Annotated in this window: 22 protein-coding genes, 10 tRNA genes and 1 rRNA gene; 7 read left to right on the top strand and 26 right to left on the bottom strand. The window is 46.7% G+C overall.

The features are described 5' to 3' along the window. Positions 1-11: 11 nt before the first annotated feature. The 3 genes from rimM to ffh form a co-directional block, all read right to left on the bottom strand. Complete coding sequence (gene rimM, locus J4N45_RS02145; RefSeq protein ID WP_042476112.1) at positions 12-542, bottom strand: ribosome maturation factor RimM; 531 nt, start codon at positions 540-542, stop codon at positions 12-14. A 46-nt stretch (positions 543-588) separates the two neighbouring features. Then, the gene (rpsP, locus tag J4N45_RS02140; RefSeq protein WP_042475851.1) at positions 589-837 is read right to left on the bottom strand and encodes a 30S ribosomal protein S16; all 249 of its coding nucleotides are present in this window, start codon (positions 835-837) and stop codon (positions 589-591) included. Between the two features lie 239 nt (positions 838-1,076). Next, positions 1,077-2,462, bottom strand: a complete 1,386-nt coding sequence (gene ffh / locus J4N45_RS02135; RefSeq protein WP_042475848.1) for a signal recognition particle protein — start codon at positions 2,460-2,462, stop codon at positions 1,077-1,079. Positions 2,463-2,635: 173 nt separating this feature from the next. Here ffh and J4N45_RS02130 point away from each other — a divergent pair, with 173 nt between their 5' ends. After that, positions 2,636-3,430: a cytochrome C assembly family protein gene (locus J4N45_RS02130; protein WP_128647936.1), complete on the top strand. Its 795-nt coding sequence runs from the start codon at positions 2,636-2,638 to the stop codon at positions 3,428-3,430. A 97-nt stretch (positions 3,431-3,527) separates the two neighbouring features. Beyond that, positions 3,528-4,796, top strand: coding sequence for an HlyC/CorC family transporter (locus J4N45_RS02125; RefSeq protein WP_042475840.1), 1,269 nt, complete (start codon positions 3,528-3,530; stop codon positions 4,794-4,796). 63 nt (positions 4,797-4,859) lie between these two features. Here the strand turns inward: J4N45_RS02125 and metH are convergent, their stop codons facing one another. After that, positions 4,860-8,567, bottom strand: coding sequence for a methionine synthase (gene metH, locus J4N45_RS02120; protein WP_252013337.1), 3,708 nt, complete (start codon positions 8,565-8,567; stop codon positions 4,860-4,862). A 289-nt stretch (positions 8,568-8,856) separates the two neighbouring features. Between metH and J4N45_RS02115 the strand changes: the two genes are divergently transcribed. Then, positions 8,857-10,179 carry a cation:proton antiporter gene (locus J4N45_RS02115; RefSeq protein ID WP_252013334.1) on the top strand — a complete coding sequence of 441 codons (1,323 nt, stop codon included), beginning with the start codon at positions 8,857-8,859 and terminating at the stop codon, positions 10,177-10,179. Between the two features lie 243 nt (positions 10,180-10,422). Here J4N45_RS02115 and J4N45_RS02110 read toward each other — a convergent pair. The 7 genes from J4N45_RS02110 to mutY form a co-directional block, all read right to left on the bottom strand. Next, positions 10,423-10,498: transfer RNA gene (locus J4N45_RS02110), tRNA-Asn, on the bottom strand. A gap of 52 nt (positions 10,499-10,550) precedes the next feature. Beyond that, positions 10,551-10,626: transfer RNA gene (locus tag J4N45_RS02105), tRNA-Phe, on the bottom strand. A 7-nt stretch (positions 10,627-10,633) separates the two neighbouring features. Then, positions 10,634-10,709 (bottom strand) — tRNA-Thr (locus J4N45_RS02100). A gap of 56 nt (positions 10,710-10,765) precedes the next feature. Continuing rightward, positions 10,766-10,841: transfer RNA gene (locus J4N45_RS02095), tRNA-Phe, on the bottom strand. A 125-nt stretch (positions 10,842-10,966) separates the two neighbouring features. Next, positions 10,967-12,103, bottom strand: a complete 1,137-nt coding sequence (mltC, locus tag J4N45_RS02090) for a membrane-bound lytic murein transglycosylase MltC (protein WP_252013332.1) — start codon at positions 12,101-12,103, stop codon at positions 10,967-10,969. A gap of 56 nt (positions 12,104-12,159) precedes the next feature. Beyond that, a complete protein-coding gene (locus J4N45_RS02085) occupies positions 12,160-12,432 on the bottom strand; it encodes an oxidative damage protection protein (RefSeq protein WP_042475836.1) in 273 nt (90 codons plus the stop codon). Positions 12,433-12,446: 14 nt separating this feature from the next. Then, positions 12,447-13,493, bottom strand: coding sequence for an A/G-specific adenine glycosylase (gene mutY / locus J4N45_RS02080; protein ID WP_234494585.1), 1,047 nt, complete (start codon positions 13,491-13,493; stop codon positions 12,447-12,449). A 153-nt stretch (positions 13,494-13,646) separates the two neighbouring features. Here mutY and trmB point away from each other — a divergent pair, with 153 nt between their 5' ends. Both trmB and glsB read left to right on the top strand, forming a co-directional pair. Further along, positions 13,647-14,366 (top strand): tRNA (guanosine(46)-N7)-methyltransferase TrmB, encoded by a 720-nt coding sequence (trmB, locus tag J4N45_RS02075; RefSeq protein WP_042475833.1) that lies wholly within the window; start codon positions 13,647-13,649, stop codon positions 14,364-14,366. A gap of 79 nt (positions 14,367-14,445) precedes the next feature. Beyond that, positions 14,446-15,366: a glutaminase B gene (glsB, locus tag J4N45_RS02070; protein WP_042475829.1), complete on the top strand. Its 921-nt coding sequence runs from the start codon at positions 14,446-14,448 to the stop codon at positions 15,364-15,366. A gap of 68 nt (positions 15,367-15,434) precedes the next feature. Here the strand turns inward: glsB and hemW are convergent, their stop codons facing one another. The 7 genes from hemW to J4N45_RS02035 are packed head-to-tail and all read right to left on the bottom strand — an operon-like array spanning position 15,435 to position 20,125. Beyond that, a complete protein-coding gene (hemW, locus tag J4N45_RS02065; RefSeq protein WP_252013323.1) occupies positions 15,435-16,604 on the bottom strand; it encodes a radical SAM family heme chaperone HemW in 1,170 nt (389 codons plus the stop codon). A gap of 3 nt (positions 16,605-16,607) precedes the next feature. Beyond that, positions 16,608-17,210 carry an XTP/dITP diphosphatase gene (locus J4N45_RS02060; RefSeq protein WP_252013321.1) on the bottom strand — a complete coding sequence of 201 codons (603 nt, stop codon included), beginning with the start codon at positions 17,208-17,210 and terminating at the stop codon, positions 16,608-16,610. Between the two features lie 15 nt (positions 17,211-17,225). Next, the gene (locus J4N45_RS02055; protein ID WP_252013319.1) at positions 17,226-17,657 is read right to left on the bottom strand and encodes a DUF4426 domain-containing protein; all 432 of its coding nucleotides are present in this window, start codon (positions 17,655-17,657) and stop codon (positions 17,226-17,228) included. 24 nt (positions 17,658-17,681) lie between these two features. After that, complete coding sequence (yggU, locus tag J4N45_RS02050; RefSeq protein WP_042475818.1) at positions 17,682-17,969, bottom strand: DUF167 family protein YggU; 288 nt, start codon at positions 17,967-17,969, stop codon at positions 17,682-17,684. Beyond that, positions 17,969-18,526: a YggT family protein gene (locus J4N45_RS02045; protein ID WP_128650533.1), complete on the bottom strand. Its 558-nt coding sequence runs from the start codon at positions 18,524-18,526 to the stop codon at positions 17,969-17,971. The genes yggU and J4N45_RS02045 overlap by 1 nt, the downstream gene beginning before the upstream one ends. A 31-nt stretch (positions 18,527-18,557) precedes the next feature. Further along, a complete protein-coding gene (gene proC, locus J4N45_RS02040) occupies positions 18,558-19,376 on the bottom strand; it encodes a pyrroline-5-carboxylate reductase (RefSeq protein ID WP_252013317.1) in 819 nt (272 codons plus the stop codon). Between the two features lie 38 nt (positions 19,377-19,414). After that, positions 19,415-20,125 carry a YggS family pyridoxal phosphate-dependent enzyme gene (locus J4N45_RS02035; RefSeq protein WP_252013315.1) on the bottom strand — a complete coding sequence of 237 codons (711 nt, stop codon included), beginning with the start codon at positions 20,123-20,125 and terminating at the stop codon, positions 19,415-19,417. Positions 20,126-20,150: 25 nt separating this feature from the next. Here J4N45_RS02035 and J4N45_RS02030 point away from each other — a divergent pair, with 25 nt between their 5' ends. After that, positions 20,151-21,191, top strand: coding sequence for a type IV pilus twitching motility protein PilT (locus J4N45_RS02030; protein WP_252013313.1), 1,041 nt, complete (start codon positions 20,151-20,153; stop codon positions 21,189-21,191). A gap of 9 nt (positions 21,192-21,200) precedes the next feature. Beyond that, complete coding sequence (locus J4N45_RS02025) at positions 21,201-22,310, top strand: PilT/PilU family type 4a pilus ATPase (protein ID WP_252013311.1); 1,110 nt, start codon at positions 21,201-21,203, stop codon at positions 22,308-22,310. Positions 22,311-22,370: 60 nt separating this feature from the next. Here J4N45_RS02025 and J4N45_RS02020 read toward each other — a convergent pair. The 8 genes from J4N45_RS02020 to rrf form a co-directional block, all read right to left on the bottom strand. Then, positions 22,371-22,446 (bottom strand) — tRNA-Asn (locus J4N45_RS02020). Positions 22,447-22,465: 19 nt separating this feature from the next. Continuing rightward, positions 22,466-22,541 (bottom strand) — tRNA-Thr (locus J4N45_RS02015). A gap of 32 nt (positions 22,542-22,573) precedes the next feature. Further along, positions 22,574-22,649, bottom strand: a tRNA-Asn gene (locus J4N45_RS02010). Between the two features lie 18 nt (positions 22,650-22,667). Further along, positions 22,668-22,743 (bottom strand) — tRNA-Thr (locus J4N45_RS02005). A 56-nt stretch (positions 22,744-22,799) separates the two neighbouring features. After that, positions 22,800-22,875 (bottom strand) — tRNA-Phe (locus J4N45_RS02000). A 231-nt stretch (positions 22,876-23,106) separates the two neighbouring features. Next, complete coding sequence (locus J4N45_RS01995; RefSeq protein ID WP_252013309.1) at positions 23,107-24,729, bottom strand: methyl-accepting chemotaxis protein; 1,623 nt, start codon at positions 24,727-24,729, stop codon at positions 23,107-23,109. Between the two features lie 504 nt (positions 24,730-25,233). Further along, a tRNA-Asp gene (locus tag J4N45_RS01990) sits at positions 25,234-25,310 on the bottom strand. A gap of 42 nt (positions 25,311-25,352) precedes the next feature. Then, positions 25,353-25,468 (bottom strand): 5S ribosomal RNA (gene rrf, locus J4N45_RS01985). Positions 25,469-25,568: the final 100 nt, after the last annotated feature.

Below are 25,568 nucleotides of genomic sequence, written 5' to 3'. Positions count from 1 at the left end.
CTAAAAATGAATTAGAATCCAGGATCCCAGTCAACTTCGATCCGTTGAGCTTCGCGATCAACTTTCTTGATCACTTGCTCTTCAAGGTACGGTACCAACCGTTCCTTTTGCCCAAAAGCATCTTTCAGATTTGCTTTCACAACCAAAACATCGTTCGAACCAGTTTCCATGATGTCAGTTACTTCCCCTAGGTCATAACCTTTCGTGGTCACTACTTTCATACCGAACAATTCGCGCCAGTAGAATTCATCTTCTGACAGCTCTGGTAGCACAGCTGGGTCGATTGCAATCTCGAAGTTGGTCAGTAGGTGAGCTTCTTCACGAACCTCAAGACCTTCTAGCTTACACACCATACCTTTGTTATGGCGCTTCCAACTTTCAACTTTGTACTCTACCCATTCACCCTTTTGGTTAATATACCAAGGGCTGTAATCGAAAATACTTTCAGGATTGTCTGTGTAGGTAAACACCTTAAGCCATCCGCGAATGCCGTAAGTAGAACCAAATTTACCTACAACAATTCTTTCGTCTTGATTGCTCATTGTGTCTTTACCTTTCATCGACGACATACTGCTTACTTAACTAGAATTAAGCCGCTTTTTGAGCGTCTTTAACTAGCTTAGCAACGCGGTCAGAAACTGTTGCGCCTTGACCAACCCAGTGGTTAACGCGCTCAAGGTCTAGACGTAGACCTTCTTCTTGACCTTTAGCAGTTGGGTTAAAGAAACCCACTTTCTCGATGAAACGGCCAGTTGCTGCATTGCGGCTGTCCGCTACTACGATTTGATAGAATGGACGCTTCTTAGCGCCGTGACGTGCCAAACGAATGGTAACCATATCGTCCTCTTTGCTTTCTCAATAATAAAAATGACCTCAGAAATGTTTCTCAAATGAGCAACCTGAGGTCTCGTGCCAAAATAAAGCCTCGGAATTTTACTCTTATTCCGAGGCATTGCAAGGGGTTTAGCTATTTTTTCACCAGTTTTTGGGCTCTGGTGAAGATGTGAGCTGGGTAACAGTTTGAAAGATCAATGAGTTGCTTTCAGTCGCTCTGTTACCCTTCGCGAATCGCGAGATTATCGGCCAAACGGATTGCCACCGCCGCCCATACCGCCCATGCCACCCATCATGCCCTGCATATTACGCATCATGCCGCGCATACCACCTTTCTGCATCTTCTTCATCATCTTCTGCATTTGGGTGAATTGCTTAAGCAGGCGGTTCACATCTTGTACCTGAGTACCAGAACCTGCCGCGATACGTTTTTTGCGAGAACCTTTGATAAGCTCAGGACGCTGACGCTCTTTCATTGTCATCGAGTTGATGATGGCTTCCATCTGCTTGAACATCTTGTCGTCAACTTTATCTTTGACGTTGTCTGGCAGGTTTGACATACCTGGAAGTTTATCCATCATGCCCATCATACCGCCCATGTTCTGCATCTGACCAAGCTGTTCGCGGAAGTCTTCAAGGTCAAAGCCTTTCTTCTCCTTGAATTTCTTCGCCATCTTCTCAGCTTTCTCAGTATCGACATTACGCTGAAGGTCTTCGATAAGGGAAAGAACGTCACCCATACCAAGGATACGTGAAGCAACACGATCTGGATGGAACGGTTCTAGAGCGTCAGTCTTCTCACCCACGCCCAAGAACTTGATTGGTTTGCCGGTGATATGGCGAACTGAAAGTGCCGCACCACCACGTGCATCACCATCCACCTTAGTCAGGATTACACCTGTTAGTGGCAGTGCATCACCGAAGGCTTTCGCCGTGTTCGCCGCATCTTGACCTGTCATGGCGTCAACCACGAACAGGGTTTCAACTGGGTTGATTGCCGTGTGAAGCTGCTGGATTTCATCCATCATTTCGTGGTCAACCGCTAGGCGACCTGCGGTATCTACAATCAATACATCGTAGAATTTCTTCTTAGCATGGTCGATAGCAGCATTAGCAATGTCGATTGGCTTTTGATCGGCTGTCGATGGGAAGAAGTCCACACCCACATCACCGGCTAGTGTTTCAAGCTGCTTGATTGCCGCTGGACGGTATACGTCGGCAGACACAACCAGTACTTTCTTTTTCTCGCGCTCATTTAGAAGCTTAGAGAGCTTGCCCACACTGGTGGTTTTACCTGCACCTTGTAGACCCGCCATAAGAATGACAGCTGGCGGCTGCGCAGCAAGATCAAGCGCTTCGTTCGATTCACCCATAACTTGCTCAAGCTCAGCTTGAACAATCTTGATGAACTCCTGACCTGGCGTAAGTGATTTAGACACCTCAACACCAACAGCGCGCTCTTTAACACCTTTGATAAACTCACGAACAACGGGCAGAGCAACGTCCGCCTCAAGTAGCGCCATGCGAACTTCGCGCAGCGTGTCTTTGATGTTGTCTTCGGTCAGACGACCTTTACCGCTGATATTCTTCAGCGTTTTGGATAGACGATCCGTTAAATTCTCAAACATTTCTTTCTCTTCGCTTCAAACTGGCGATCAATTGCAGTGAGTATACCTTAGCCAGCAGTGAGAGTCATATCTAACAAGATCAAATACGAGTCAATAGTTTTTACATCTGGCGTAGCCCAATAGGACGATGCAGGGTATAATTCGGGCTCTAAGCAATCGATTTTTTAGGAAAAATGGACAGTTTAATCGCAATTGCGGCCGCTATTCTTTATAGCTTGGCCATCGCAACAATCATCCCAGGCTTGGTCAATCAGGTCGGGATCCGTACGAAAACTGTTCTGGTTAGTGCTGTTTTAGCGCTGACTTTTCACGCGGTGTTACTCAGCGATCTCATCTTTAGTGGTGCAGGTCAAAACCTCAGTATTTTGAATGTCGCGTCTTTAATTAGCTTCATCATCTCGCTATTTATGAGCGTGGCTATGGTGAAAACACGTATTTGGTTTTTGCTTCCTGTTGTCTACAGCTTTGCTGCAATCAACTTATCAGCAGCGACCTTTGTACCAACGGCTTTCATCACTCATCTAGAGCACAACCCAAAGCTACTGATTCATATCTCGCTAGCACTTTTCTCATACTCAACGCTATCGATTGGCGCACTCTATGCCATTCAACTAGCTTGGCTTGATCACAAACTGAAGAATAAGAAAGCGCTCACCATCAACCCTAACCTTCCTCCATTAATGATGGTGGAAAGACAACTTTTCAAGATCATCTTGATTGGTACTGGGCTATTAACCGCTACCTTGGTCACAGGCTTTGTATTTGTGCAGGATATGTTTGCACAAGGAAAAGCTCACAAAGGTGTGTTGTCGTTTATGGCGTGGGTTATCTACACCGTGCTTCTATGGGGTCACTATCAAAAGGGCTGGCGCGGCAAAAAAGTCACTTGGTTTGCGGTTGCTGGGGCCACACTTCTCACACTCGCTTACTTTGGCAGCCGCTTTGTAAGAGAGATCATCTTGAACTAGGCGACTTCATCAACGCTCTACGACCAAAGGCGCGTTGACAACAAGGTTTAAGTAGTTCATAAATTAACCAGCTATTAACTAAAGGAATTCTAGGGCATTGGACGACATTTCGACCGGTATTTTATTTGCAATCCTTGCAGGTCTAATTGTAATTTCCGGCTATTTCTCGGGCTCAGAGACAGGGATGATGTCTTTGAACCGATACAGACTTAAACACTTATCCAAAACAGGCCATAAAGGTGCAAAGCGTGTTGAGAAACTGCTTAGCCGCCCCGACCGACTCATCGGCCTGATCCTTATCGGTAATAACCTAGTTAATATACTGGCGTCTGCAATCGCTACGGTACTTGGTCTGCGTTTGTTCGGTGACCTCGGTGTCGCGATCGCGACAGGTGCACTGACTATGATTATCTTGGTGTTCGCAGAAGTAACGCCAAAAACGCTCGCCGCTCTTTATCCTGAGCGCGTGTCGTTTATGAGTAGTATCGTGCTCACCATCTTGATGAAGCTGCTCTCGCCTCTTGTTATCCTGGTCAACTTCATTACCAACGGTTTTATCCGCCTGCTTGGACTTCGTGTCGACCATAACGATGAAGATCACTTGAGTTCAGAAGAGCTGCGAACAGTGGTAAACGAAGCGGGCTCGCTGATCCCTCGCCGCCACCAAGATATGTTGATTTCGATCCTCGACCTTGAGCACGTGACCGTAAACGACATCATGATTCCACGTAACGAGATCACCGGCATCAATATCAACGATGACTGGAAATCGATTGTTCGTCAGCTAACGCACTCGCCTCATGGCAGAGTGGTGCTGTATCGAGATCAAATCGATGAGGTCGTGGGCATGCTAAGACTACGTGAATCATATCGTCTGATGCTTGAGAAAAACGAGTTCACAAAAGAGACCCTGCTGCGAAGTGCAGACGAAGTTTACTTCATCCCTGAAGGGACACCTCTCAACGTGCAGATGCTTAAGTTCCAACGCAATAAAGAGCGTATCGGTCTTATCGTTGATGAGTATGGTGATATCAATGGGCTCGTGACTCTCGAAGATATTCTGGAAGAGATCGTGGGCGAGTTTACCACCTCAATGGCGCCTACTCTGTCTGACGAAATTACGCCTCAAGGCGATGGCAGTTTCCTTATTGAGGGCAGTGCTAACATTCGAGACATCAATAAAGGGCTTAAGTGGACACTCCCAACTGACGGCCCGCGCACCTTAAACGGTTTGATTCTAGAGTACTTAGAAGACATCCCTGAAAGCCACCTAAGCGTGCAGGTCGCTGACCATCCGATGGAAATAGTAGAGCTTGAGGAAAACCGCATTAAGATGGTGAAGGTTTTCCCAAAGACAAAACGCTAATCAGAATTGAATACCCAAGAAAAAACGGCACCTTTCGGTGCCGTTTTGCGTTTTAATCTATGACTAGTTGATGTTAGGACCAAGCCACTTTTCTGCTTCTTCCATACTCCAACCTTTTCGGTCTGCGTAGCTATCAACTTGGTCTTGCTGAATCTGAGCGATAGCAAAGTAGCGAGAGTCTGGGTGCGAGAAGTACCAACCCGATACCGACGCGCCCGGCCACATCGCATAGCTAGTGGTCAGAGACATACCTATAGTCTCTTCGACATTAAGCATCTCCCATAGCGAGCCTTTCTCTGTGTGCTCTGGACACGCTGGATAGCCAGGTGCAGGGCGAATACCTTGGTATTTCTCACGGATAAGGTCGTCATTCGACAGCGCTTCATCCGCAGAGTAGCCCCAGATTTCTTTACGCACTTTCTCGTGCAGGTACTCAGCAAAAGCTTCAGCTAATCGGTCAGCTACCGCTTGGATCATGATGGCATTGTAATCATCACCTTGCGCCTTGTATTCATCGGCAAGTTCTCGTTCGCCAATGCCACCGGTTACCGCGAAGGCACCAATCCAATCTTGCTTGCCACTCTCCTTCGGTGCAATGTAGTCCGATAGACAGTAGTTAAAGCCTTTTGGTTTTTCAGTTTGCTGGCGAAGGTTATGAAGGACAGTGCGAACTTCACTGCGTGTTTCATCGGTATAAACTTCGATGTCGTCACCCACAGACGCTGCTGGGAACAATGCACACATGCCCGCGGCTTTTAGCAACCCTTTTCGTTCAACGCGATCGAGTAGGTCGTTAGCGTCTTTGTACAAACGCTTCGCCTCTTCACCTACTTCTTCGTGCTCTAGAATGGCTGGGTACTTGCCCACCAGCGACCACGTCATAAAGAATGGTGTCCAGTCGATGTAATTACGCAGTGTCGCAACATCGAAATCTTCAAACACGTGCACGCCTGGCTTAGCCGGTTTTGGCGGCGTGTAATTCTGCCAGTCGATATCGACCTTGTTTTCACGCGCTTTTTCCAATGTGACTGGCTTAGTGCGTGGTTTCTTGCGATTGTGCTGGTCACGAACGCGCTCGTAATCGATATCTAGCTTCTCAACAAACGCAGGTTTTAGTTCGTTGGAAAGTAGCGAAGTACACACACCCACTGCTCGTGATGCGTTGTTGACATAAACCACAGGCTCGCTGTAGTTCTGCTCAATCTTAACCGCAGTGTGTGCTTTTGATGTCGTCGCGCCACCAATTAGTAGCGGTAGGTCGAAGCCTTGACGCTCCATCTCTTTGGCGACGTGAACCATTTCATCGAGCGATGGAGTAATGAGACCAGACAAGCCAATGATGTCGACGTTTTCTTCTTTGGCAACTTTAAGGATTTTCTCACAAGGCACCATGACGCCAAGGTCGATGATCTCGTAGTTGTTACACTGCAAAACCACGCCAACGATGTTCTTGCCGATATCATGAACATCACCCTTAACGGTCGCAAGAAGGATCTTACCGTTGCTCGAACCTGCCTGCTTGGATGCATTAATATATGGCTCTAGATGCGCTACAGCCTGCTTCATTACACGTGCCGATTTTACTACCTGAGGAAGGAACATCTTACCTTCACCAAATAGGTCACCGACCACGTTCATACCATCCATTAGTGGGCCTTCAATTACCTCGAGAGGTTTTGAGGCATTGACGCGCGCTTCTTCGGTATCTTCAACGATGAACTCAGTGATACCTTTCACAAGCGCATGCTCTAGACGCTTCTCTACTGACCATGTACGCCACTCTAGCGCACTGGCATCATCTTCTTTGCCAACGCCTTTATTAGCGTATTCAGCGGCTATATCAAGTAGGCGCTCGGTACCATCATCACGACGGTTGAGTACCACATCCTCTACAGCCTCACGCAGCTTGTCTGGAACGTTATCGTAGATCTCAAGCTGACCGGCGTTAACGATACCCATGTCCATACCGTTCTTGAAACAGTGGTAAAGGAACACGGCATGAATCGCTTCACGAACATAGTTGTTACCACGGAACGAGAAGGAAACATTTGATACGCCACCAGAGATCATCGCATGTGGCAGGTCACGTTTAATGTCTGCTACTGCTTCAATAAAGTCGACTGCGTAGTTATTGTGCTCTTCAATACCCGTCGCTACCGCGAAGATATTCGGGTCAAAGATGATATCTTCTGGTGGGAAGCCAACTTCATCAACAAGAATACGATAGGCATTGGTACAGATTTCTAGCTTACGCTCGCGAGTTTCCGCCTGCCCCACTTCGTCAAACGCCATCACGATAACGGCTGCGCCATAACGGCGGATCAGTTTCGCTTGTTCAACGAATTTCTCTTTGCCTTCTTTGAGCGAGATTGAGTTAACAATGCCTTTGCCTTGGATACACTTAAGACCCGCCTCGATGACTTCCCACTTAGAAGAGTCAACCATGATTGGCACTTTGGAGATCTCAGGCTCAGAGGCACACAGATTTAGGAATCGAACCATACAGGCTTCGGCATCTAGCATGCCCTCATCCATGTTGATATCGATGATCTGCGCGCCATTTTCAACTTGCTGACGAGCCACTTCTAGCGCTTCATCATAAAGCTCTTCTTTGATAAGGCGCTTAAAGCGTGCAGAACCTGTCACGTTGGTACGCTCACCAACGTTAATGAATAGCGATTCTTTCTCAATAGTAAGAGGCTCTAGACCAGATAGCCTACAAGCGACAGGGAGCTCAGGCAGTGGACGAGGAGTCACACCCTCGACAGCCTGTGCCATCTGGCGAATGTGTTCAGGCGTAGTACCACAACAGCCACCCACTAGGTTTAGGAAGCCGCTTCGTGCCCATTCACCGATGTGCTCAGCCATTTCTTCAGGAGAAAGATCGTATTCACCAAAGGCATTCGGTAGACCGGCATTCGGGTGCGCAGAGACAAAACCTTCGGAGATGCGAGACATCTCTTCAACATATTGTCTTAACTCATCAGGTCCAAGAGCACAGTTGAGACCGAAAGAGATTGGCTTCACGTGGCGCAATGCGTTGTAGAAAGCTTCGGTAGTTTGCCCTGAAAGGGTACGACCAGACGCATCGGTAATGGTGCCTGAGATCATCACTGGAAGCTCGATACCTAGCTCTTCAAACACGGATTCAACCGCGAACGAACAAGCTTTGGCATTCAGCGTATCGAAAATGGTTTCAATAAGGATTAGGTCACTGCCGCCACGAATCAGCGCACGAGTGGATTCAGAGTATGCTTCCACCAGCTCATCAAAGCTAACATTACGGTAGCCCGGATCATTTACGTCTGGGGAGATAGAACACGTACGGTTGGTTGGACCAAGAACACCGGCAACATAGCGAGGTCGCTCTGGTGTTTTAGCTGTCCACTCATCGGCAGCAATTCTGGCAAGTCTAGCGGCTTCGTAGTTGATTTCCTCACTCAGTGATTCCATCTCGTAATCTGCCATAGCGATCGTGGTAGCGTTGAAGGTGTTAGTTTCAAGAATGTCCGCACCCGCTTCTAGGTAGGCACTATGGATCTCTTTAATCAGGTCTGGCTGAGTTAATACTAAAAGGTCATTGTTGCCTTTAAGATCACACTGCCAATCTGCAAAACGCTCGCCGCGATAGTCCTCTTCCTCAAGTTTGTATCCTTGGATCATGGTGCCCATACCACCATCGATCAAAAGAATACGCTGCTTGAGCTGATTTTCTATCTGAGTTTTTTTGCTAAGAGCTTTCTTGCCTTCAACGTACTTACTGCTTCCCACGATACTGCCTCATTCCTTGCTAATGCTGTCATCGTATCACAGATTTTTTAGAAATCTAGACGTCTAAAAAATCTTTACTGATTTGTTATCCCCTCAAATTATCGGACTCTCGGAACAGAAACAAGTTGTTCGTTGTCTACTCACTCGACTGAGTGAATAAAAAACAACAACATCGCGTAACTCGCCCTAATCTATAAGTGCGAAGAATAAATTCACAAATAGTGATTGATATTCACAGGTGAGAAGAACAAAATCCCATTAACATTTATTTACATATCTAGGTGAAGTGATGTCCGTCTATCAGACTTTATGCTTTTTGTCCGCAGCAGCCATGTTAATTGCTCTAATAAATAGCAAGATAGGTAAGATGCAAACCACCATTGCAATTACCGCCGGCGCTATGATGCTATCACTGCTCATCTTAATCGCAGGCCAAAATGATTGGTTTCAGTTAACCGAACTCGCGACCGAAACCGTCGCTGATATCGATTTTGAAGACTTCCTACTCCAAGGGATCCTCGGCTTCCTGCTGTTTGCCGGTGGTTTAGGTATCAAACTGCCCCACCTTAAAGATCAAAAATGGGAAATTACCGTCCTTGCTTTAGGCGCGACGCTATTCTCTACCTTCTTTATCGGGTTTGTGCTGTATGGCTTCTGTTTACTGATTGGCCTTCAATTTGATCTTATCTACTGCTTGCTATTCGGCGCCTTGATCTCCCCTACCGACCCTATCGCCGTTCTTGCGATCGTTAAAAAGTTGGATGCGCCACAACGTGTATCAACGCAAGTAGAAGGAGAATCCCTATTTAACGATGGTTTTGGTCTGGTTATCTTTGTCACCCTGTTTACGATTGCATTCGGCACAGAGGCACCAACGGTAGGCAGCGTGACTATGCTGTTCTTACAAGAAGCCATTGGCGGAATTGTTTATGGCTTTGTTCTAGGTCTGGTATTCCACTATCTGATTAGCTCGACAGACGATCACTCAATGGAGCTGCTACTAACGATAGGTATACCAACCGCAGGCTATGCGTTTGCAGAGTTCCTACATGTATCTGGACCATTATCTATGGTCGTTTCCGGCATTATGATTGGCAACTGGACACGTTACATTGGCTTTTCAAAACAGTCAGAGGAACACCTCGACCACTTCTGGGAGCTTGTAGACGAATTCTTAAATGGTGTGCTGTTCCTACTCATCGGTATGTCGATGCTGCTATTCCAATTCCATCAAGAAGACTGGATCATGATGGCCGTTTCAGTACCGCTTGTACTTTGTGCGCGTTATTTGAGTGTAGCGCTGGCCTACGTGGGCTTTAAGCGCTATCGCCGCTATAACCCTTGGTCGGTGCGTATTTTAACGTGGGGTGGCTTACGCGGCGGTCTTGCGCTGGCAATGGCACTCTCTATCCCGTCCGGTATCTGGGTGATTGAGGATAAGCTCATCGACGTTAAAGAGATCATCATGGTCATGACCTACTCGGTTGTGGTGTTCTCTATCTTGATTCAAGGCTCAACCATTACCCCTATGATTGAGAAAGCTAAGTTAGCAGAGAAAGAGATGCAGAAAGAAACGCAGCCTGATGGCGAGATAAAAGCTCAGCAGGATTAGCAGCAAAGTGACTCTAAATAGCCTCGCAGAATTTGCGGGGCTTTTTTATTGCTTTACAGAATGGACTAAAAGTTTGGGAAATTTAAAATGCAAAAAAGCCGCATCTTTCGATGCAGCTTTTTTTAAAGTGGCTCCCCCTTCGGGCCTCGTACGCGGGCGGCTAGCTCTGCGACATCAAGCTTGCAAAGCTTGGGAGCATCAAATGCAAAAAGGCCGTATCTTTCGATACGGCCTTTTTTAAAGTGGCTCCCCCTGCGGGACTCGAACCTGCGACATACGGATTAACAGTCCGCCGTTCTACCAACTGAACTAAGGGGGAATTATTTGTGTAAGCTAGGTCGTAAGACCATTATCAGCTTTACACTAAATAATGGTGCCTCGAGGCGGAGTCGAACCACCGACACGCGGATTTTCAATCCGCTGCTCTACCAACTGAGCTATCGAGGCAAATAAATGGTGCCGACTACCGGAATCGAACTGGTGACCTACTGATTACAAGTCAGTTGCTCTACCTACTGAGCTAAGTCGGCGACACTTTATTTGTTATTGCTCGTGTTTCTGTTAACAACACCAACAATCTAAATTGTGGTGCCCGGAGGCGGAATCGAACCACCGACACGAGGATTTTCAATCCTCTGCTCTACCGACTGAGCTATCCGGGCAACGGGGCGCTATTAAACGGATTTTCGGTCCTCCCGTCAACGCTTTTTTGAAAAAAACTTTAAAAAAGCGTTCAAGCGCTGCATTTTTCAGCGGATCGTATTTGTTTTAGGCAAATTTGGCAAAATTAGCCTTTTCCAGCATTAAAATCTTTTTTGAATTTAGTCACTTTCTCTAGATAACGACGAGCTTCAGCATTTGGGTGCTTTTTCGTCAGCGCCCAATAAACCTGATTAGGCTGGAGTGAATTGAGATCATTCATCGCCCGTTTTCGGTCGGTACGATGGAATGTATTCAATACGCCACCTGTGCCACCGTTGTACGCCGATATCATGCTGTATTCAAGCGACAGTGGGTGACGCACATCTCGAAGGTAACGGTTTTTTAGAATGTAAAAGTAAGCCGTGCCGGTATCGATGTTCTGCTCTGGATTAAACAAGTACTCTGGGGTTGGTTCGCCCGGTTTATTCTTCACGAGCTTAAACACATCTCGCCCTGCCGTCTTCGGCACCACCTGCATCAAACCATAGGCATTCGCCCAGCTCACCGCATACGGGTTAAAACTACTCTCGGTCTTAATGATGGCGTAAATCAGATCCTCTGGAATGTCGTAGCGCTGAGAGGCACGACGGACGATATCCGAATATTGATAACTTCGCTGTTTGAAGTGATCCGCCACCATAGGGATCTCAACGTAATACGCCTTCTTGTAATCTACATTCTTGGTTTTGAGCTTGTTGGCTATCAGGTAGTCCGCAAAACGATTTGCACGCCAAGTCCATTGAATCGGCTTCTTCTCTTGGTCGACAACCTGATTGTACAAAAATGGCTGACCTTCGAGCGTAATCCCTTTTGATGAGAACAAATCTACACTCGATGGATCATCTGGTGTAAGCAGCGTCGTCACGATCGCTGTTTTGAGGTGCTTTTCAGGCTCTGTCGGTGATACGGTCTCTATGGTAATCAAACCTTTGCTGAAGTTAACCTCAGCACGGCTCAAATAGTTATCTATGTATTTAACGTAGTTACTCTTGCCTGCAACCTTAATCTCGCGGCTACCCCAACGCTTCTCGATGTTGCCGTTAAAGCTGCTGATAAGCGCATCCAGTGCAGCAACATCTTTAACGTACTGGCCTGGCAGTTGAGCCAAATTCTTAGCAAAGCGGTTAGTTGGTTCGTAGTTCACATCATAGATCTTTTCGATGAACTCACGGCTACAACCGAGCAATAGCAGCGGCGTTAAAAAATAGATTAACTTCTTCATAGGTACCATTTAAAAACACCACCCGTGAGGTGGTGCTTGATTCATTCCTTGGTCAATTACTCAGATGGTGGCGTGTAGCCGTCGATAATGACGTCTTTTCCTTCAAACAAGAAGTTAACCATCTCAGCTTCAAGCAGCTTACGATGTTCAGGATCCATCATATTCAGCTTCTTTTCATTGATCAGCATCGTCTGCTTAGATTGCCACTCCGCCCACGCTTCTTTAGAAATATTATCGAAGATACGCTTACCCAGCTCTCCTGGGTACAGTTGAAAGTCTAGGCCTTCAGCATCTTTCTGTAGACGAGCACAAAAAACCATACGGCTCATAATGTTATCCTCAATTAATGTCGTTGTAAGGTGTCAATCAGCTGCTTCACTGGTGCAGCCAGCCCCACCTTTTCTGGTTGGGTAATGTTATACCAAAGACCTTTAGACTCTTCCATCATCATTGTCGGAAGCTGGTTCAGCGTCACGACGATTGGGGTGATATCCAAGTGATAATGGCTAAAGGTATGTCTAAACGCTATCTCAACGTCTTTTGAGGCTACCATGGCTTCACGAATGCCTAACCCCTCGAGTACTGGCTCAATATCCGCTGTTGGGCTTTCTGGAAAACAAAACAGCCCACCCCAAATCCCCGTCTGCGGGCGCTGAGCAAGCCACAGCTCTTGGTTGTGTTTAACAATCACAAACCAGGTCTCTTTCTCTGGCTTTTGTTTCTTAGGCTTTTTGCCCGGATAGTCGAGGGGATTTCCTTGCCTGTTCGCCGTACACAATGACTCAATAGGACACAGTGTGCACTTAGGTTTGCTCCGCGTGCAGACCATCGCCCCCATATCCATCATGGCCTGATTATACTTATCAGTATCAACTTTAGGCGTATGCTGCTCAGCAATCTCCCACAACTGGTTCTCTACTTTTTTCTGCCCAGGCCAGCCTTCCACTGCAAAACTGCGAGCCAAGGTGCGCTTGACGTTCCCATCAAGAATCGCATGTGGCAATTTATGAACCGAGGACAGCACTGCAGCGGCGGTTGAGCGACCAACACCCGGCAATGCATTCATCTCTTCTAAGGTTAATGGAAATTCACCCCCATATTGTTCTACGACCACTTTGGCGGCTTTATGAAGGTTGCGTGCTCTTGCGTAGTAGCCAAGGCCAGTCCAGAGGTGCAATACCTCATCTTGTGGCGCGTTCGCTAAGGATTCAACTGTTGGGAAATGTTCTAGAAAGCGCTCGTAGTACGGTATTACGGTCGCGACCTGGGTTTGCTGAAGCATGATCTCAGACAGCCACACCTTATAAGCGGTTTTGTCTTGCTGCCACGGCAACTGTTTACGACCAAATTTGTCGTACCAGTCTAATATTGAGCGTGCAAAAGGCGTCACAATGTTTCTCTTCTCTCTTATAATTTGCCGGAAATTGCACCACACTTAGTAACAGAAGTAAAACCGCGTGAATTTCTGATCCAATAATGCTTGCTTGATGGCAAATTCTTTGGATAATTCCCGCTCTGATTATTGAATGAACAGGCTAAACCAATGAGTGAAGTGACTACTAACGAATACACTGAAGATGGCAAACTGATTCGCAAAGTTCGCAGTTTTGTTCGTCGCGAAGGACGTCTAACAAAAGGCCAAGAGGCGGCGATGGAAGCGTGCTGGCCAACGATGGGTATTGATTATCAAGAGTCACTACTCGACTGGGAACAGGTGTTTGGCAACAACAACCCTGTTGTTCTAGAGATCGGTTTCGGTATGGGCGCTTCACTGGTTGAAATGGCAAAGAACGCACCAGAAAAGAACTTCATTGGTATTGAAGTACACAGCCCAGGCGTTGGTGCTTGTCTGTCTTCTGCACGTGATGCAGGTGTCACTAACCTACGTGTAATGTGTCACGATGCGGTTGAAGTGTTTGCCAACATGATCCCTGAAGGCAGCCTAAGCACGCTGCAACTGTTCTTCCCAGACCCATGGCACAAAAAGCGTCACCACAAGCGCCGTATTGTTCAGCTAGATTTTGCAGAAATGGTAAGAACTAAACTGATCCCTGAATCTGGTATTTTCCACATGGCAACAGACTGGGAGAACTACGCTGAACACATGGTAGAAGTCATGAACGAAGCACCTGGCTTTGAAAACATTGCTACCGATGGTGATTTCGTACCGCGCCCAGAAGAGCGTCCACTGACTAAGTTCGAAGCTCGTGGTCACCGTCTAGGTCACGGTGTTTGGGATATCAAGTACCGTCGTACTGCGTAAGCAAAACGCAAAAGTTTATTAATGAAAAGCCAACCCAACGTTGGCTTTTTTTAGCGCTAATGTTGGGAGAACAATAACCATGAAACCAACAAAACAGATCCTTTCTACCATTTTAAGCGAAGTAAAACCGCTGATTGGACAAGGCAAAGTCGCGGACTATATTCCTGCTCTTGCTAATGTGCCAAGCAACAAATTAGGTATCGCGGTCTACACCAACGAAGGTGAGGTCATCACCGCTGGCGATGCTGAAGAGAGCTTCTCTATTCAATCGATCTCGAAAGCCCTGAGCCTTACGCTTGCTATGATGCTGTATAAGCCAGAAGAAATCTGGCAACGCGTTGGCAAAGAACCATCAGGTCAAGCTTTTAACTCGCTAATCCAGCTTGAAATGGAACAAGGTATTCCTCGTAATCCATTCATCAATGCTGGCGCTATAGTGGTGGCGGATTTGCTGCAGAGCCGCCTGTCAGCCCCTAGACAGCGCTTATTGGAGTTTGTGCGCGTGTTATCTGGCGATAGCCATATTGTCTATGACAAGATTGTTGCAGCCTCTGAGATGATGCACAGCGACAGAAATGCCGCTATCGCTTATCTGATGCGCTCTTTTGGTAACTTCAATAACGATGTTATCCCAGTACTCAACAACTACTTCCATGCCTGCGCGCTTAAAATGAGCTGTGTCGATCTCGCTAAGACGTTTAGTTACCTTGCCAATCAAGGACAGTCGGTCAACACCAAAAAGCAGATCATCACACCGACTCAAACCAAGCAGCTCAATGCGCTGCTGGCGACTTGTGGATTGTATGATGGTGCAGGCGAGTTCGCGTATCGAGTAGGCATGCCCGGTAAGTCGGGTGTGGGCGGCGGTATCATCGCAATTGTTCCAGGGGAAATGACTATTGCAGTCTGGTCACCAGAACTCGATAAGTCAGGCAACTCACTAGCCGGTACTCGTGCTTTAGAGATGCTATCGGAAAGAATTGGTCGCTCGATTTTCTAAGTATTGAAATGAAAGAAGCTGGTATCCACCAGCTTCTTATTTTACCTACAGTAATGCGAACCTAACGACTACTCGAGTTCAAATTGCTCCAGCACATCATTTAGAAATAGCTTTCCTTTTTCCGTCACAATCCAGCTATGCTCCAAATCATCGATGTAGCCATTTTCGATGCAATAGTTCATTGGAGTTCGTATGGCATCTAAAGGCAAACCTGTGCGTTCTGTGAACTCAGATTTTGGACACGCTTCGAGTAGACGTAGTCGGTTGATAAAGAACTCAAACGGTCTTTCATCAGCTTCGACATGAGTTTCAGAATCCAAATACGGTTTCAGCATATTCAGATACCCTCGCGGATGCTTCACCTTGGTGGTACGAACAATTCGCCCATCTTCAAAGCTCAACTTACCGTGAGCACCGCAACCAATACCAAGGTAGTCACCAAATCGCCAGTAGTTAAGGTTATGCTGACACTGGTAATCAGGCTTACTGTAGCCCGACACCTCATATTGCTGATAACCCGCTTCCTCAAGCATCTTATGTCCTTGCTCATAGATATCCCAAAGATCATCATCATCAGGCAAGGTTGGCGGTTTTGAGTAGAACAGCGTATTTGGCTCGATAGTCAACTGATACCAAGACAGATGAGGTGGCGCTAGGTCAATAGCTTGCTGCAAGTCGCTCAGTGCATCACTGACAGACTGCTCAGGAAGTCCGTGCATCAAATCTAGGTTAAAGCTGTTTAAGCCAATGGTGTGCGCTAGCTTCGCAGCATTGATTGCCTCACTTTCACCGTGAATACGACCCAGCCGCTCGAGCTTTTGCTGCTGAAAACTCTGCACTCCAATTGAAATGCGAGTTACCCCACCAGTTTGATAACGCTTGAACCTCGCAGCTTCGATTGTCCCAGGGTTCGCTTCCATGGTGATTTCGATATCATCACGAAATGGAATGCGCTGCCTTACTCCATCTAGCAGTTCCTGAATCAACTCGGGAGCAATGAGGCTTGGCGTTCCACCACCAATAAAGATCGAGTGCAGTGGACGCTCATCATCAACCAGTTCATAGCGGGCAATATCAGCGTCTAAGTCTTCTAAAAGCGCAGTAATGTATGCCTGCTGTGGTATCTCACCCTTTTGCGCATGAGAGTTAAAATCACAGTAAGGGCACTTCTGCACACACCATGGTATATGAATGTAGAGACTAAGCGGTGGCGGCGTTATCGCAGAGAGAGTGGACATGAGTTATAGACCTTGCGCCTTGATAGTAGCGAACAACTCCTTCAACGCCTTACCACGGTGAGACAGCTGCTTTTTGCGCACTGGTTCAAGCTCTGCAGATGCACAGTTTTCTTCAGGGACAAAAAAGATTGGATCATAACCAAAGCCATTCTCACCACTCGCCTCGGTTAAGATGCGCCCTTCCCACTTTCCATGACAAACAATCGGAGTAGGATCGGCGGCGTGTCGCATCAATACCAACACGCAATGGAAACGTGCTGTTCTTTGTTCTTCAGGGACGCCTTGCATCTCGCTCAGTACTTTCTCTAGGTTGAGCTTATCTGTCGCCCCTTCACCATAGTAACGAGCAGAGTAAATACCAGGAGCACCTTTTAGGTAATCAATCTCTAGACCAGAATCGTCTGCAATGGCTGCAAGACCCGTTTCCTGAGCAGCATGGCGCGCCTTAATAATGGCGTTTTCGATAAACGTAGTACCCGTTTCTTCAACGTCAGAAACCTGATACTCACTTTGAGCGTGAACCTCAAAACCAAAATCAGACAGCAAGTCTGCCATCTCTTTTACTTTGCCTTGGTTTCCTGTCGCTAGGACGATTTTTTTGTTCATGGGGATGTCTCGAGATTATTGTTCAACATAGAGTTTCTGGCTAAAGGAAATAGGACCACGCCCTTTGTTTCCTGCGTCAATATCAATCGTGAACTTGTAGGTATCTTCGTTTACGATAGGAAATTGAGCGAGGTAGTATATCGCATCTCCCTCTTTAATTTCCTTAAACTCGAGCGTTCTCGTTTGACCGATGAGGTTTTTTGCAGAACCTTCAATCCCAACCGCCATTGCAGGTTTACCGGTACTTGCTCTATCTAACACACTCACATTCACCGTAGCGGTAAATTCATTTCGCTTGAGACCATAGCTGCGAGCAATTTGCGGCGTCATGAAAGTTGAGTTAAACACCACATAGTGCACCTCAGCATCTTTGATGGTTTTAAACTGTCCAGCTTGTGCTAGACCACTCGCGAGTATTGCAAAGATGAATAACAACGATTTTTTCATCCTATCTCTCCTTGTAAAAAGCCCTCATAAGAGGGCTTGGAATTCGTTGGGGATCTGAGTTGGCGCGACAATCCGCAATTGCTTATGCCGTCCCAATTCCCCCTTCTCTATCACTACCTGACCTTTAGCTACCTTAAACTGCTTCGCCAAGTATTTGCTCAGGTGGGCATTCGCCTTGCCATCGACAGGAGGAGCTGTAATTGCAACTTTAAACTCATCGCCATGCTCCCCCACCAATTTGTCTCGGCTTGCTTTAGGCTGTACGTAGATACGCAGGATAAGATCGTCACCGACCCTAACAACCGCTGGCATTATAGTCGGTACCAGATTGGACCAATCAAATCACCCATCAGGAAGTTAGCAAACTGCAGTAAGATAAACAGTACTAACACACTGAGGTCAAATCCGCCCATCGCTGGAATAATGCGGCGAATTGGTGCCAACATAGGCTCAGTTAGTTGATGAAACACATACTCGATTGGGCTACGACCTTGGCTAACCCAGCTCAGGATAGCGCGGATCAAAAGCACCCAGAACAATAGACCGCCAGCAGCTTTTAGTAACGACAAGCCACCCCAAATAAAGAAGCCTGCATCTAGGCTAATGTTGCCACCCGACGAAACCAGAACCAACGCGACAAACTTACCCACGCTGAGTAGATAAGCAAATAGAACCGTTGCCATATCGATACTGCCGATCGACGGAATAACACGACGCAGCGGCGCTACCACTGGCTGGGTCGCTTTGACGATAAATTGAGAGAATGGGTTGTAAAAATCAGCGCGAGCGGCTTGCAGCCAGATACGCAAAATAACGACCATGATATAGAGATCAAACAAGGTCGAGACTAAAAAACTCATTGAATTCATATAAAGCCCTTACGAATTATCATTATTGGGATTAGAACAGTTTTTCCATTTCTTCTGCACGCGTTACTGCCGCCTGCATCGCTTTGGCTACAATGCCACGGATATCACTTTCTTCAAAGGTGCGCACGGCTTCTGCTGTGGTCCCACCTTTAGAGGTAACCTGCTGACGAAGCGTCGCAAGATCCGTTTCAGGGTTCTCAACAACCATAGTGGCGGCACCCAACGCCGTTTGCTGAACCAGCATACGAGCAGTCTCGGAATCAAAACCACTCTCTATCGCTTGCTGTTGAATCGCTTCCATAAACAAGAAGAAGTAAGCTGGTGCACTGCCTGCTGCTGCTATCACATCGTTAATACCGGATTCTTGTTCGACCCAGCATACCTCGCCAACAGCTTGCATTAAATCACCTGCAAACTGTTTATCGGTTTTTGGTGTTACTGAAGAAGCAAAAAGACCACTCATGCCCTTACCAACCAGCGATGGCGTGTTTGGCATCACTCGAATCAGATTTAGCTCGCAGCCAAACATCTGCTGCATCCTTGCTACGTTGATGCCCGCAGCAATAGAGATCACTAACTTACCACTAAAATCGATGCCTTGAAGCGGTTTTGCGACCTCTTCCATCAACTGAGGCTTCACTGCCATAACGATAACGTCAGCCTGCTCCGCAGCGGCAACATTATCTGTGGTTACCTGCACACCAAAGTCTTGCTGCATTGCAATGAGCTTTGCTTCGCTGCGATTGGTCGCAGTAATAGAACTAGGCTCGTAGCCACTTGCGACGAGTCCAGCCACAATTGAGCGCGTCATATTACCCGCGCCAATAAACGCGACTTTTCTTTGTTCCATGAATCTGTTCCTAAATGAAAGCTTGTGAGCGGAGCTAACTAAGCTTTGTTACTGTAATCTCTTGCGCCAAATATAGCGGTACCAATACGAACTATGGTACTTCCCGCTTCAATCGCAGCTTCCATGTCGCCACTCATGCCCATCGACAGAGTATCAACACTTGGGTATTTCTGTGCCAATTTCGCTTTAACTTCAGCAAGTCCCTTAAACGCAGCTAACTGTGACTCGTAGTCGCTAACATTTTCCGGAATTGACATCACTCCTCTTAACGTGAGGTTTGGCAGCTCAGATATCAACTGCGCAAGTTCAAAGACTTGCTCATCATTGACTCCAGACTTACTGGTTTCACCACTTGTGTTCACCTGAATGAGCACTTGTATCGGCGACATATTTTCCGGTCTTTGATCACTTAAGCGCTGAGCAATTTTAGCTCTATCAATGGTATGAACCCAGTCAAAATGCTCCGCAACAGGGCGGGTTTTATTGGATTGAATCGGACCGATAAAGTGCCATTCGATATCGAGATCAGAGTGTTGTTCTCTGAACAGCGCTACCTTAGACACACCTTCTTGCACATAGTTTTCACCAAACATACGCTGCCCAGATTGGCACGCTTCTAAGATGGCTTCCACAGGCTTGGTTTTGCTTACCGCGAGCAATTGCACCCCACCTTGCACTCTCCCGCATTTTTGCTCCGTAGCCGCAATTTGCGAGTTGATAATTTGTATATTGTTCTGAATGCTAGTCATAGATATAAAGTCAAAAGGAAAATGAATGGATATCACCGAGTTACTAGACTTCAGTGTAAAGCATAATGCATCAGATCTACACCTTTCTGCTGGGGTTTCCCCCATGGTTAGAATTGATGGCGAAGTCAGAAAACTGGAGATACCATCACTCGAACATTCTGATGTGCACCGGCTCATCTTTGACATCATGAATGACAAGCAGCGCAGTGAATATGAAGAACATCTAGAAATCGACTTCTCCTTTGAACTCCCGAACATTGGTCGCTTTCGCGTTAATGCATTTAATCAATCCCGCGGTTGTGCTGCCGTGTTTCGAAATATACCCACATCCCCTCCAACACTCGAAGAGATTGACGCCCCAAGAAAGTTTGCCGAATTAGCGAACCTCGAAAATGGATTAGTGCTTGTGACAGGTCCTACGGGCTCAGGAAAATCCACCACGCTTGCAGCAATGGTAAATCACATCAACGAGTTTCAAAACAAGCACATCCTTACTATTGAAGACCCCATTGAGTTTGTGCATCGCAATAAGAAATGCCTAGTCAATCAACGAGAAGTACACCGAGATACCCATAGCTTTAAAGCAGCTCTCAGATCGGCGCTTAGAGAAGATCCTGACATCATCCTAGTGGGTGAATTAAGAGACCATGAAACCATCAGTCTCGCCCTGACCGCGGCCGAGACAGGGCACTTAGTGTTCGGCACGATGCACACGAATTCCGCTGCAAAGTCTATTGACCGAATCATTGACGTTTTCCCGGCACAGGAGAAAGGTATGGTCAGATCTATGCTGTCTGAATCATTAAGAGCGGTGATTGCCCAAACACTGCTAAAACGCCTCGGTGGTGGCCGGGTAGCATGTCACGAGATTATGATGGGAACCCCTGCGATCCGGAATCTAATACGTGAAGACAAGGTAGCTCAAATGTTTTCGGTCATTCAAACTGGCGCTGCGCACGGCATGCAAACGATGGAGCAGAATGCTCAGCAACTCTTATCACAAGGGTTGGTCGATGTTGAGGAGATAAATAAAAGAGTCTTCATACAACAACCGATGCCTATGTAGGTCATATCTATGGATACGATGGATAATATTTTGAAGCAGATGCTCGTGTGTAGAGCGTCCGATCTTTATTTAACCGCGGATGCCCCCGTCTTATTTAGAGTGGATGGAGATCTAAAGCCGCACGGCTCAGCCCTGCATCACCACGATGTTCACTCACTGCTACAAGAGGTAATGGATAGTTCGAGTTATCAAGAATACCAGGCAAGTAAAGAAGCAAATTTTGCCATTGTTAAGACTTATGGGCGTTTTCGAGTTAGTGCGTTCTTTCAAAGAGAGCTGCCAGGTGCGGTCATAAGGCGTATCGAAACTCACATTCCCAGTTTTGAAGAACTCGCACTTCCTGATGTAGTACAAGATCTTGCTATCGCCAAGCGTGGGCTAGTGCTGATCGTTGGAGGAACTGGCTCTGGTAAGTCTACAACTATGGCGGCAATGACAGGTTACAGGAACCGCCACCGCAGTGGACATATACTGACGGTGGAGGACCCTATCGAGTTCGTCCACCAACATCAAAAATGCATTGTTACCCAGAGGGAAGTAGGGCTAGACACTGAAAGCTACGACATCGCACTCAAAAACTCTCTTCGACAAGCACCAGATATGATCGTCATTGGCGAGATTCGTAACCGTTCAACCATGGAGTACGCAATGGCTTTTGCCGAAACGGGTCACCTATGTATGGCAACACTACATGCGAACAACGCGAATCAAGCCTTAGAGAGGATACTTCACTTAGTGCCAAAAGAGCGTAAGGAGCAGTTCCTGTTTGATCTCTCTGCGAACCTCAGAGGCATTGTCGCTCAGCAGCTTATTAGAGATAAACATGCACAAGGTAGGCATGGGGTTTTTGAGGTTATGTTGAGCAGTCCAAGAATCTCAGACCTTATCCGCAAAGGCGCCCTGCACGAGCTCAAAGCAGCAATGACGAAAAGTAATGATGTTGGAATGCAAACATTTGATCAGGCGCTATATCAATTGGTTAGGGCAGGAAAGATCAATCAAGAAGACGCTTTGCACAGTGCAGACTCTCAAAATGATCTCAGGCTAATGCTAAAGATTCAAGAAAGTGAATCTCAAGAGAAAAATCCGCTTAGGGGGATTAAGATTGATATGAGTTAGTGTCAGCGTTGCGATTTCAGATGCAAAAAAGCCGCATCTTTCGATGCGGCTTTTTTAAAGTGGCTCCCCCTGCGGGACTCGAACCTGCGACATACGGATTAACAGTCCGCCGTTCTACCAACTGAACTAAGGGGGAATTGCTTTTAGCAATAAAGTGGTGCCGACTACCGGAATCGAACTGGTGACCTACTGATTACAAGTCAGTTGCTCTACCTACTGAGCTAAGTCGGCACTTAAAGCAAGCTTTCGCTTACTTTTGAAAGTGGCTCCCCCTGCGGGACTCGAACCTGCGACATACGGATTAACAGTCCGCCGTTCTACCAACTGAACTAAGGGGGAATTACTTTAAGTAATAAATGGTGCCGACTACCGGAATCGAACTGGTGACCTACTGATTACAAGTCAGTTGCTCTACCTACTGAGCTAAGTCGGCGACACTTTATTTGTTATTGCTCGTACTAATTGTCTTAGCACCAACAATTTAAATTGTGGTGCCCGGAGGCGGAATCGAACCACCGACACGAGGATTTTCAATCCTCTGCTCTACCGACTGAGCTATCCGGGCGACGAGGTGTATTAAACGGTTTTTCGGTCTTTAGGTCAACACTAAATTGCAAAAAAAATATCGTTTGTTGCTTTTATATACTCAGCGTTCTATTTTTATTCGTTTGGTGCTCAAAAACAAGCCCTAGCAGTGTGTCAGCCATTTGTAGACCACGTTATTGCTAGGCTCGAGATAGTTCTTAAGCACCAAAAAAGTATCTATTTTAACGCCTACAACTCGCTGTGTTTTGCATTATGCCACCTCAAAACGGGCTACTTTCGAACTTAAGTCTTCAGAAAGCTGGTTCAGAGTTTGTGTTGAACGCTTGGTTTCGTCCACAACGCTTCTTAACTCACTACCACTATGCTCAATCATATTGATACGCTGAGAGATATCATCACTAACCTCGGTCTGCTCTGCCGCAGCTGTCGCTATCTGTTGGCTCTTTTCTGTAATAGCCTCAAGACTCAACACAACCTCCTGTAACGCTTGTGAAGCTGTTTGTGACTCCGATACGGTTGCTTGGCTTGTCTCTGCACATAGTAAGATGCTTTGGATGGCATTCTGAGAGCCTGACTGCAGGTTTCCAATCATCTCCTGAATCTCTTTGGTACTTTGCTGCGTGCGACCCGCTAGGTTTCGAACCTCATCGGCTACTACCGCAAACCCTCTTCCCTGCTCTCCTGCTCGCGCTGCCTCTATCGCAGCATTCAGCGCTAACAAGTTGGTTTGTTCTGCAATATCGCCTATCACATCGAGAACACGCGCAATGTTATGCACGTCGCTATCTAGGTCGGAGACTGCTGCGCTAGCGCCCTCTAACTGAGTAGCCAGGCCTTCGATATTAGAAACGGTTGCAAGAATGAGTTCACTCACCTGTTGGCTCTGCTTATCAGCCTCATCAGTACTAAGTGCTGCATCTGTTGCCGACTGAGCAACGTGAGAAGCCGAAGACGCCATTTCGGTCATCGCTGTGGCTATCATTTCGGTACTTTGCTGCTGAGTCGATGTAAGAGATGCAATTACCGATGAGCGAGAGTCTGCGTCGGATAATTGTGTTGTGATCGAAGCTGTTACCTTTTCGATGCTAGAGAGCAGTGCAGCGAGCGATAAGTTCATCGATTGCACCGAGTGAAAGATACTGCCCTCTATCGCCTTATGCTCAAAGCGAGTCTTTAGCTTGCCATCTGCGACATCTCTTACAGCCTTAAGCACATCAGAAGGCTCTCCACCAAGAATAGAAGTCATTCGACTTAGAGAAATCAATAATAGACCAACGATGGCGACTATGATGGCCAAACAAAATGAAAGCTGCCATTTAGCGGTTGACCAAAAACGTTCGTTCACCTCATTAAATCCAATCCCAGTACCAACAACCCAGTTCCAATGTGGCGTTCGCTCAGCAATTGAAAGTTTGTCCTCCACAGATCCGTCAGGAAGAGCTTGAGACCAATGATATTCAATCAGAGCTCCTGTGGTGTTACCAAGCTTACTTAGGATGATATCCGCAACGCTGCGACCGGTGCTGTCTTTGAAATCGTGGAAGCTAGTACCATGTAGTTGAGGATCTAAGGGAGCAGCAATAAAAATCATCTGCTCATCGGCAACATACACATACTCATTGTCTTTATACACATTGTTTCTGAGTATACGGGTAGCGATTGCTTTTGCTTCTGACTCAGAGAGTGTGCCGTCCTGAGCAAGCTTTTCTAGCTCAACGACCGTTGAGTAAGTGCTGGTAAAGATCTCAGTTACCCTGGCCTTGTTATCGCTATTACTGGCGACACGCAGGGACCAAAGCCCCGAAATAGCAACTGCTACTACGGCTATTAGGATAATTAGCGATAATAAATATGTCTGATTTTTTAACTTCATTTTCTAGCTCAGATACCGTTAACGTACGAAATATTGCATTTTGATGAAGAATACATGACGGCGATATCTTTAAAAGCAGAGCTAACTAAAATTATGACGACGGTTAAATTTGCGAGAAAAATTAAGTTCAAATCTAAAGAATCGATGCAAACGGTCGGGTACTAAATTAGAAATAGAAGTGTGCTAAACAAGTATGAGAGCAACTGGGGCAACAGAATACTAGAGACGGGACACTTTTAATGAGGAAGTAAAGGAGGCTTTGAGACAGTTTGGAACCTTACAAAACGTAAAAAAGCCCTAGTCATTCGAAGGGGACGCTTAGACTAGGGTTTAGGGTTTAGTATTTTGCAGATAGCAAAATACCTCGTCTTTCGACGAGGCTTCTTAATAAGTGACGGAATGGCGGAGGTTGCCATCAACCGGGACTCGACTCCCTTGAAAAGGAAGCAACCAAATCTTAGATAATAAAAAACCCGACGCTTTCGCATCGGGTTCTCTAATAAGTGGCGGAGTGGACGGGACTCGAACCCGCGACCCCCGGCGTGACAGGCCGGTATTCTAACCAACTGAACTACCACTCCGCAGTGGCAAACACGTTTTACAACGTGGTTCCTTAATTTAAAGCCTGGCGATGTCCTACTCTCACATGGGGAAGCCCCACACTACCATCGGCGCTATTGCGTTTCACTTCTGAGTTCGGCATGGAGTCAGGTGGGTCCACAACGCTATGGTCGCCAAGCAAATTCTGTTTTGCCTTCAGATTTTCTGAAAATCTGAAGGCAATAAATCTGGAAAACTGATTTTAAAAGTCTAAATACACATTCAAAGTTCTTACTTTG

This window comes from Vibrio sp. SCSIO 43140 (assembly GCF_023716585.1).
GTDB lineage: Bacteria > Pseudomonadota > Gammaproteobacteria > Enterobacterales > Vibrionaceae > Vibrio > Vibrio maritimus_B.
Note: the sequence above shows the minus strand (reverse complement) of the source record. Positions and strands in the feature narration are given on the sequence as shown.

Bases quoted from the DNA above. Each gene is read 5' to 3' on its own strand.
- rimM (WP_042476112.1), bottom strand. From the start codon at position 542: ATGAGCAATCAAGACGAAAGAATTGTTGTAGGTAAATTTGGTTCTACT.
- rpsP (WP_042475851.1), bottom strand. From the start codon at position 837: ATGGTTACCATTCGTTTGGCACGTCACGGCGCTAAGAAGCGTCCATTC.
- ffh (WP_042475848.1), bottom strand. From the start codon at position 2,462: ATGTTTGAGAATTTAACGGATCGTCTATCCAAAACGCTGAAGAATATC.
- J4N45_RS02130 (WP_128647936.1), top strand. From the start codon at position 2,636: ATGGACAGTTTAATCGCAATTGCGGCCGCTATTCTTTATAGCTTGGCC.
- J4N45_RS02115 (WP_252013334.1), top strand. From the start codon at position 8,857: ATGTCCGTCTATCAGACTTTATGCTTTTTGTCCGCAGCAGCCATGTTA.
- mltC (WP_252013332.1), bottom strand. From the start codon at position 12,103: ATGAAGAAGTTAATCTATTTTTTAACGCCGCTGCTATTGCTCGGTTGT.
- J4N45_RS02085 (WP_042475836.1), bottom strand. From the start codon at position 12,432: ATGAGCCGTATGGTTTTTTGTGCTCGTCTACAGAAAGATGCTGAAGGC.
- trmB (WP_042475833.1), top strand. From the start codon at position 13,647: ATGAGTGAAGTGACTACTAACGAATACACTGAAGATGGCAAACTGATT.
- glsB (WP_042475829.1), top strand. From the start codon at position 14,446: ATGAAACCAACAAAACAGATCCTTTCTACCATTTTAAGCGAAGTAAAA.
- hemW (WP_252013323.1), bottom strand. From the start codon at position 16,604: ATGTCCACTCTCTCTGCGATAACGCCGCCACCGCTTAGTCTCTACATT.
- J4N45_RS02060 (WP_252013321.1), bottom strand. From the start codon at position 17,210: ATGAACAAAAAAATCGTCCTAGCGACAGGAAACCAAGGCAAAGTAAAA.
- J4N45_RS02055 (WP_252013319.1), bottom strand. From the start codon at position 17,657: ATGAAAAAATCGTTGTTATTCATCTTTGCAATACTCGCGAGTGGTCTA.
- yggU (WP_042475818.1), bottom strand. From the start codon at position 17,969: ATGCCAGCGGTTGTTAGGGTCGGTGACGATCTTATCCTGCGTATCTAC.
- J4N45_RS02045 (WP_128650533.1), bottom strand. From the start codon at position 18,526: ATGAATTCAATGAGTTTTTTAGTCTCGACCTTGTTTGATCTCTATATC.
- proC (WP_252013317.1), bottom strand. From the start codon at position 19,376: ATGGAACAAAGAAAAGTCGCGTTTATTGGCGCGGGTAATATGACGCGC.
- J4N45_RS02035 (WP_252013315.1), bottom strand. From the start codon at position 20,125: ATGACTAGCATTCAGAACAATATACAAATTATCAACTCGCAAATTGCG.
- J4N45_RS02030 (WP_252013313.1), top strand. From the start codon at position 20,151: ATGGATATCACCGAGTTACTAGACTTCAGTGTAAAGCATAATGCATCA.
- J4N45_RS02025 (WP_252013311.1), top strand. From the start codon at position 21,201: ATGGATACGATGGATAATATTTTGAAGCAGATGCTCGTGTGTAGAGCG.
- J4N45_RS01995 (WP_252013309.1), bottom strand. From the start codon at position 24,729: ATGAAGTTAAAAAATCAGACATATTTATTATCGCTAATTATCCTAATA.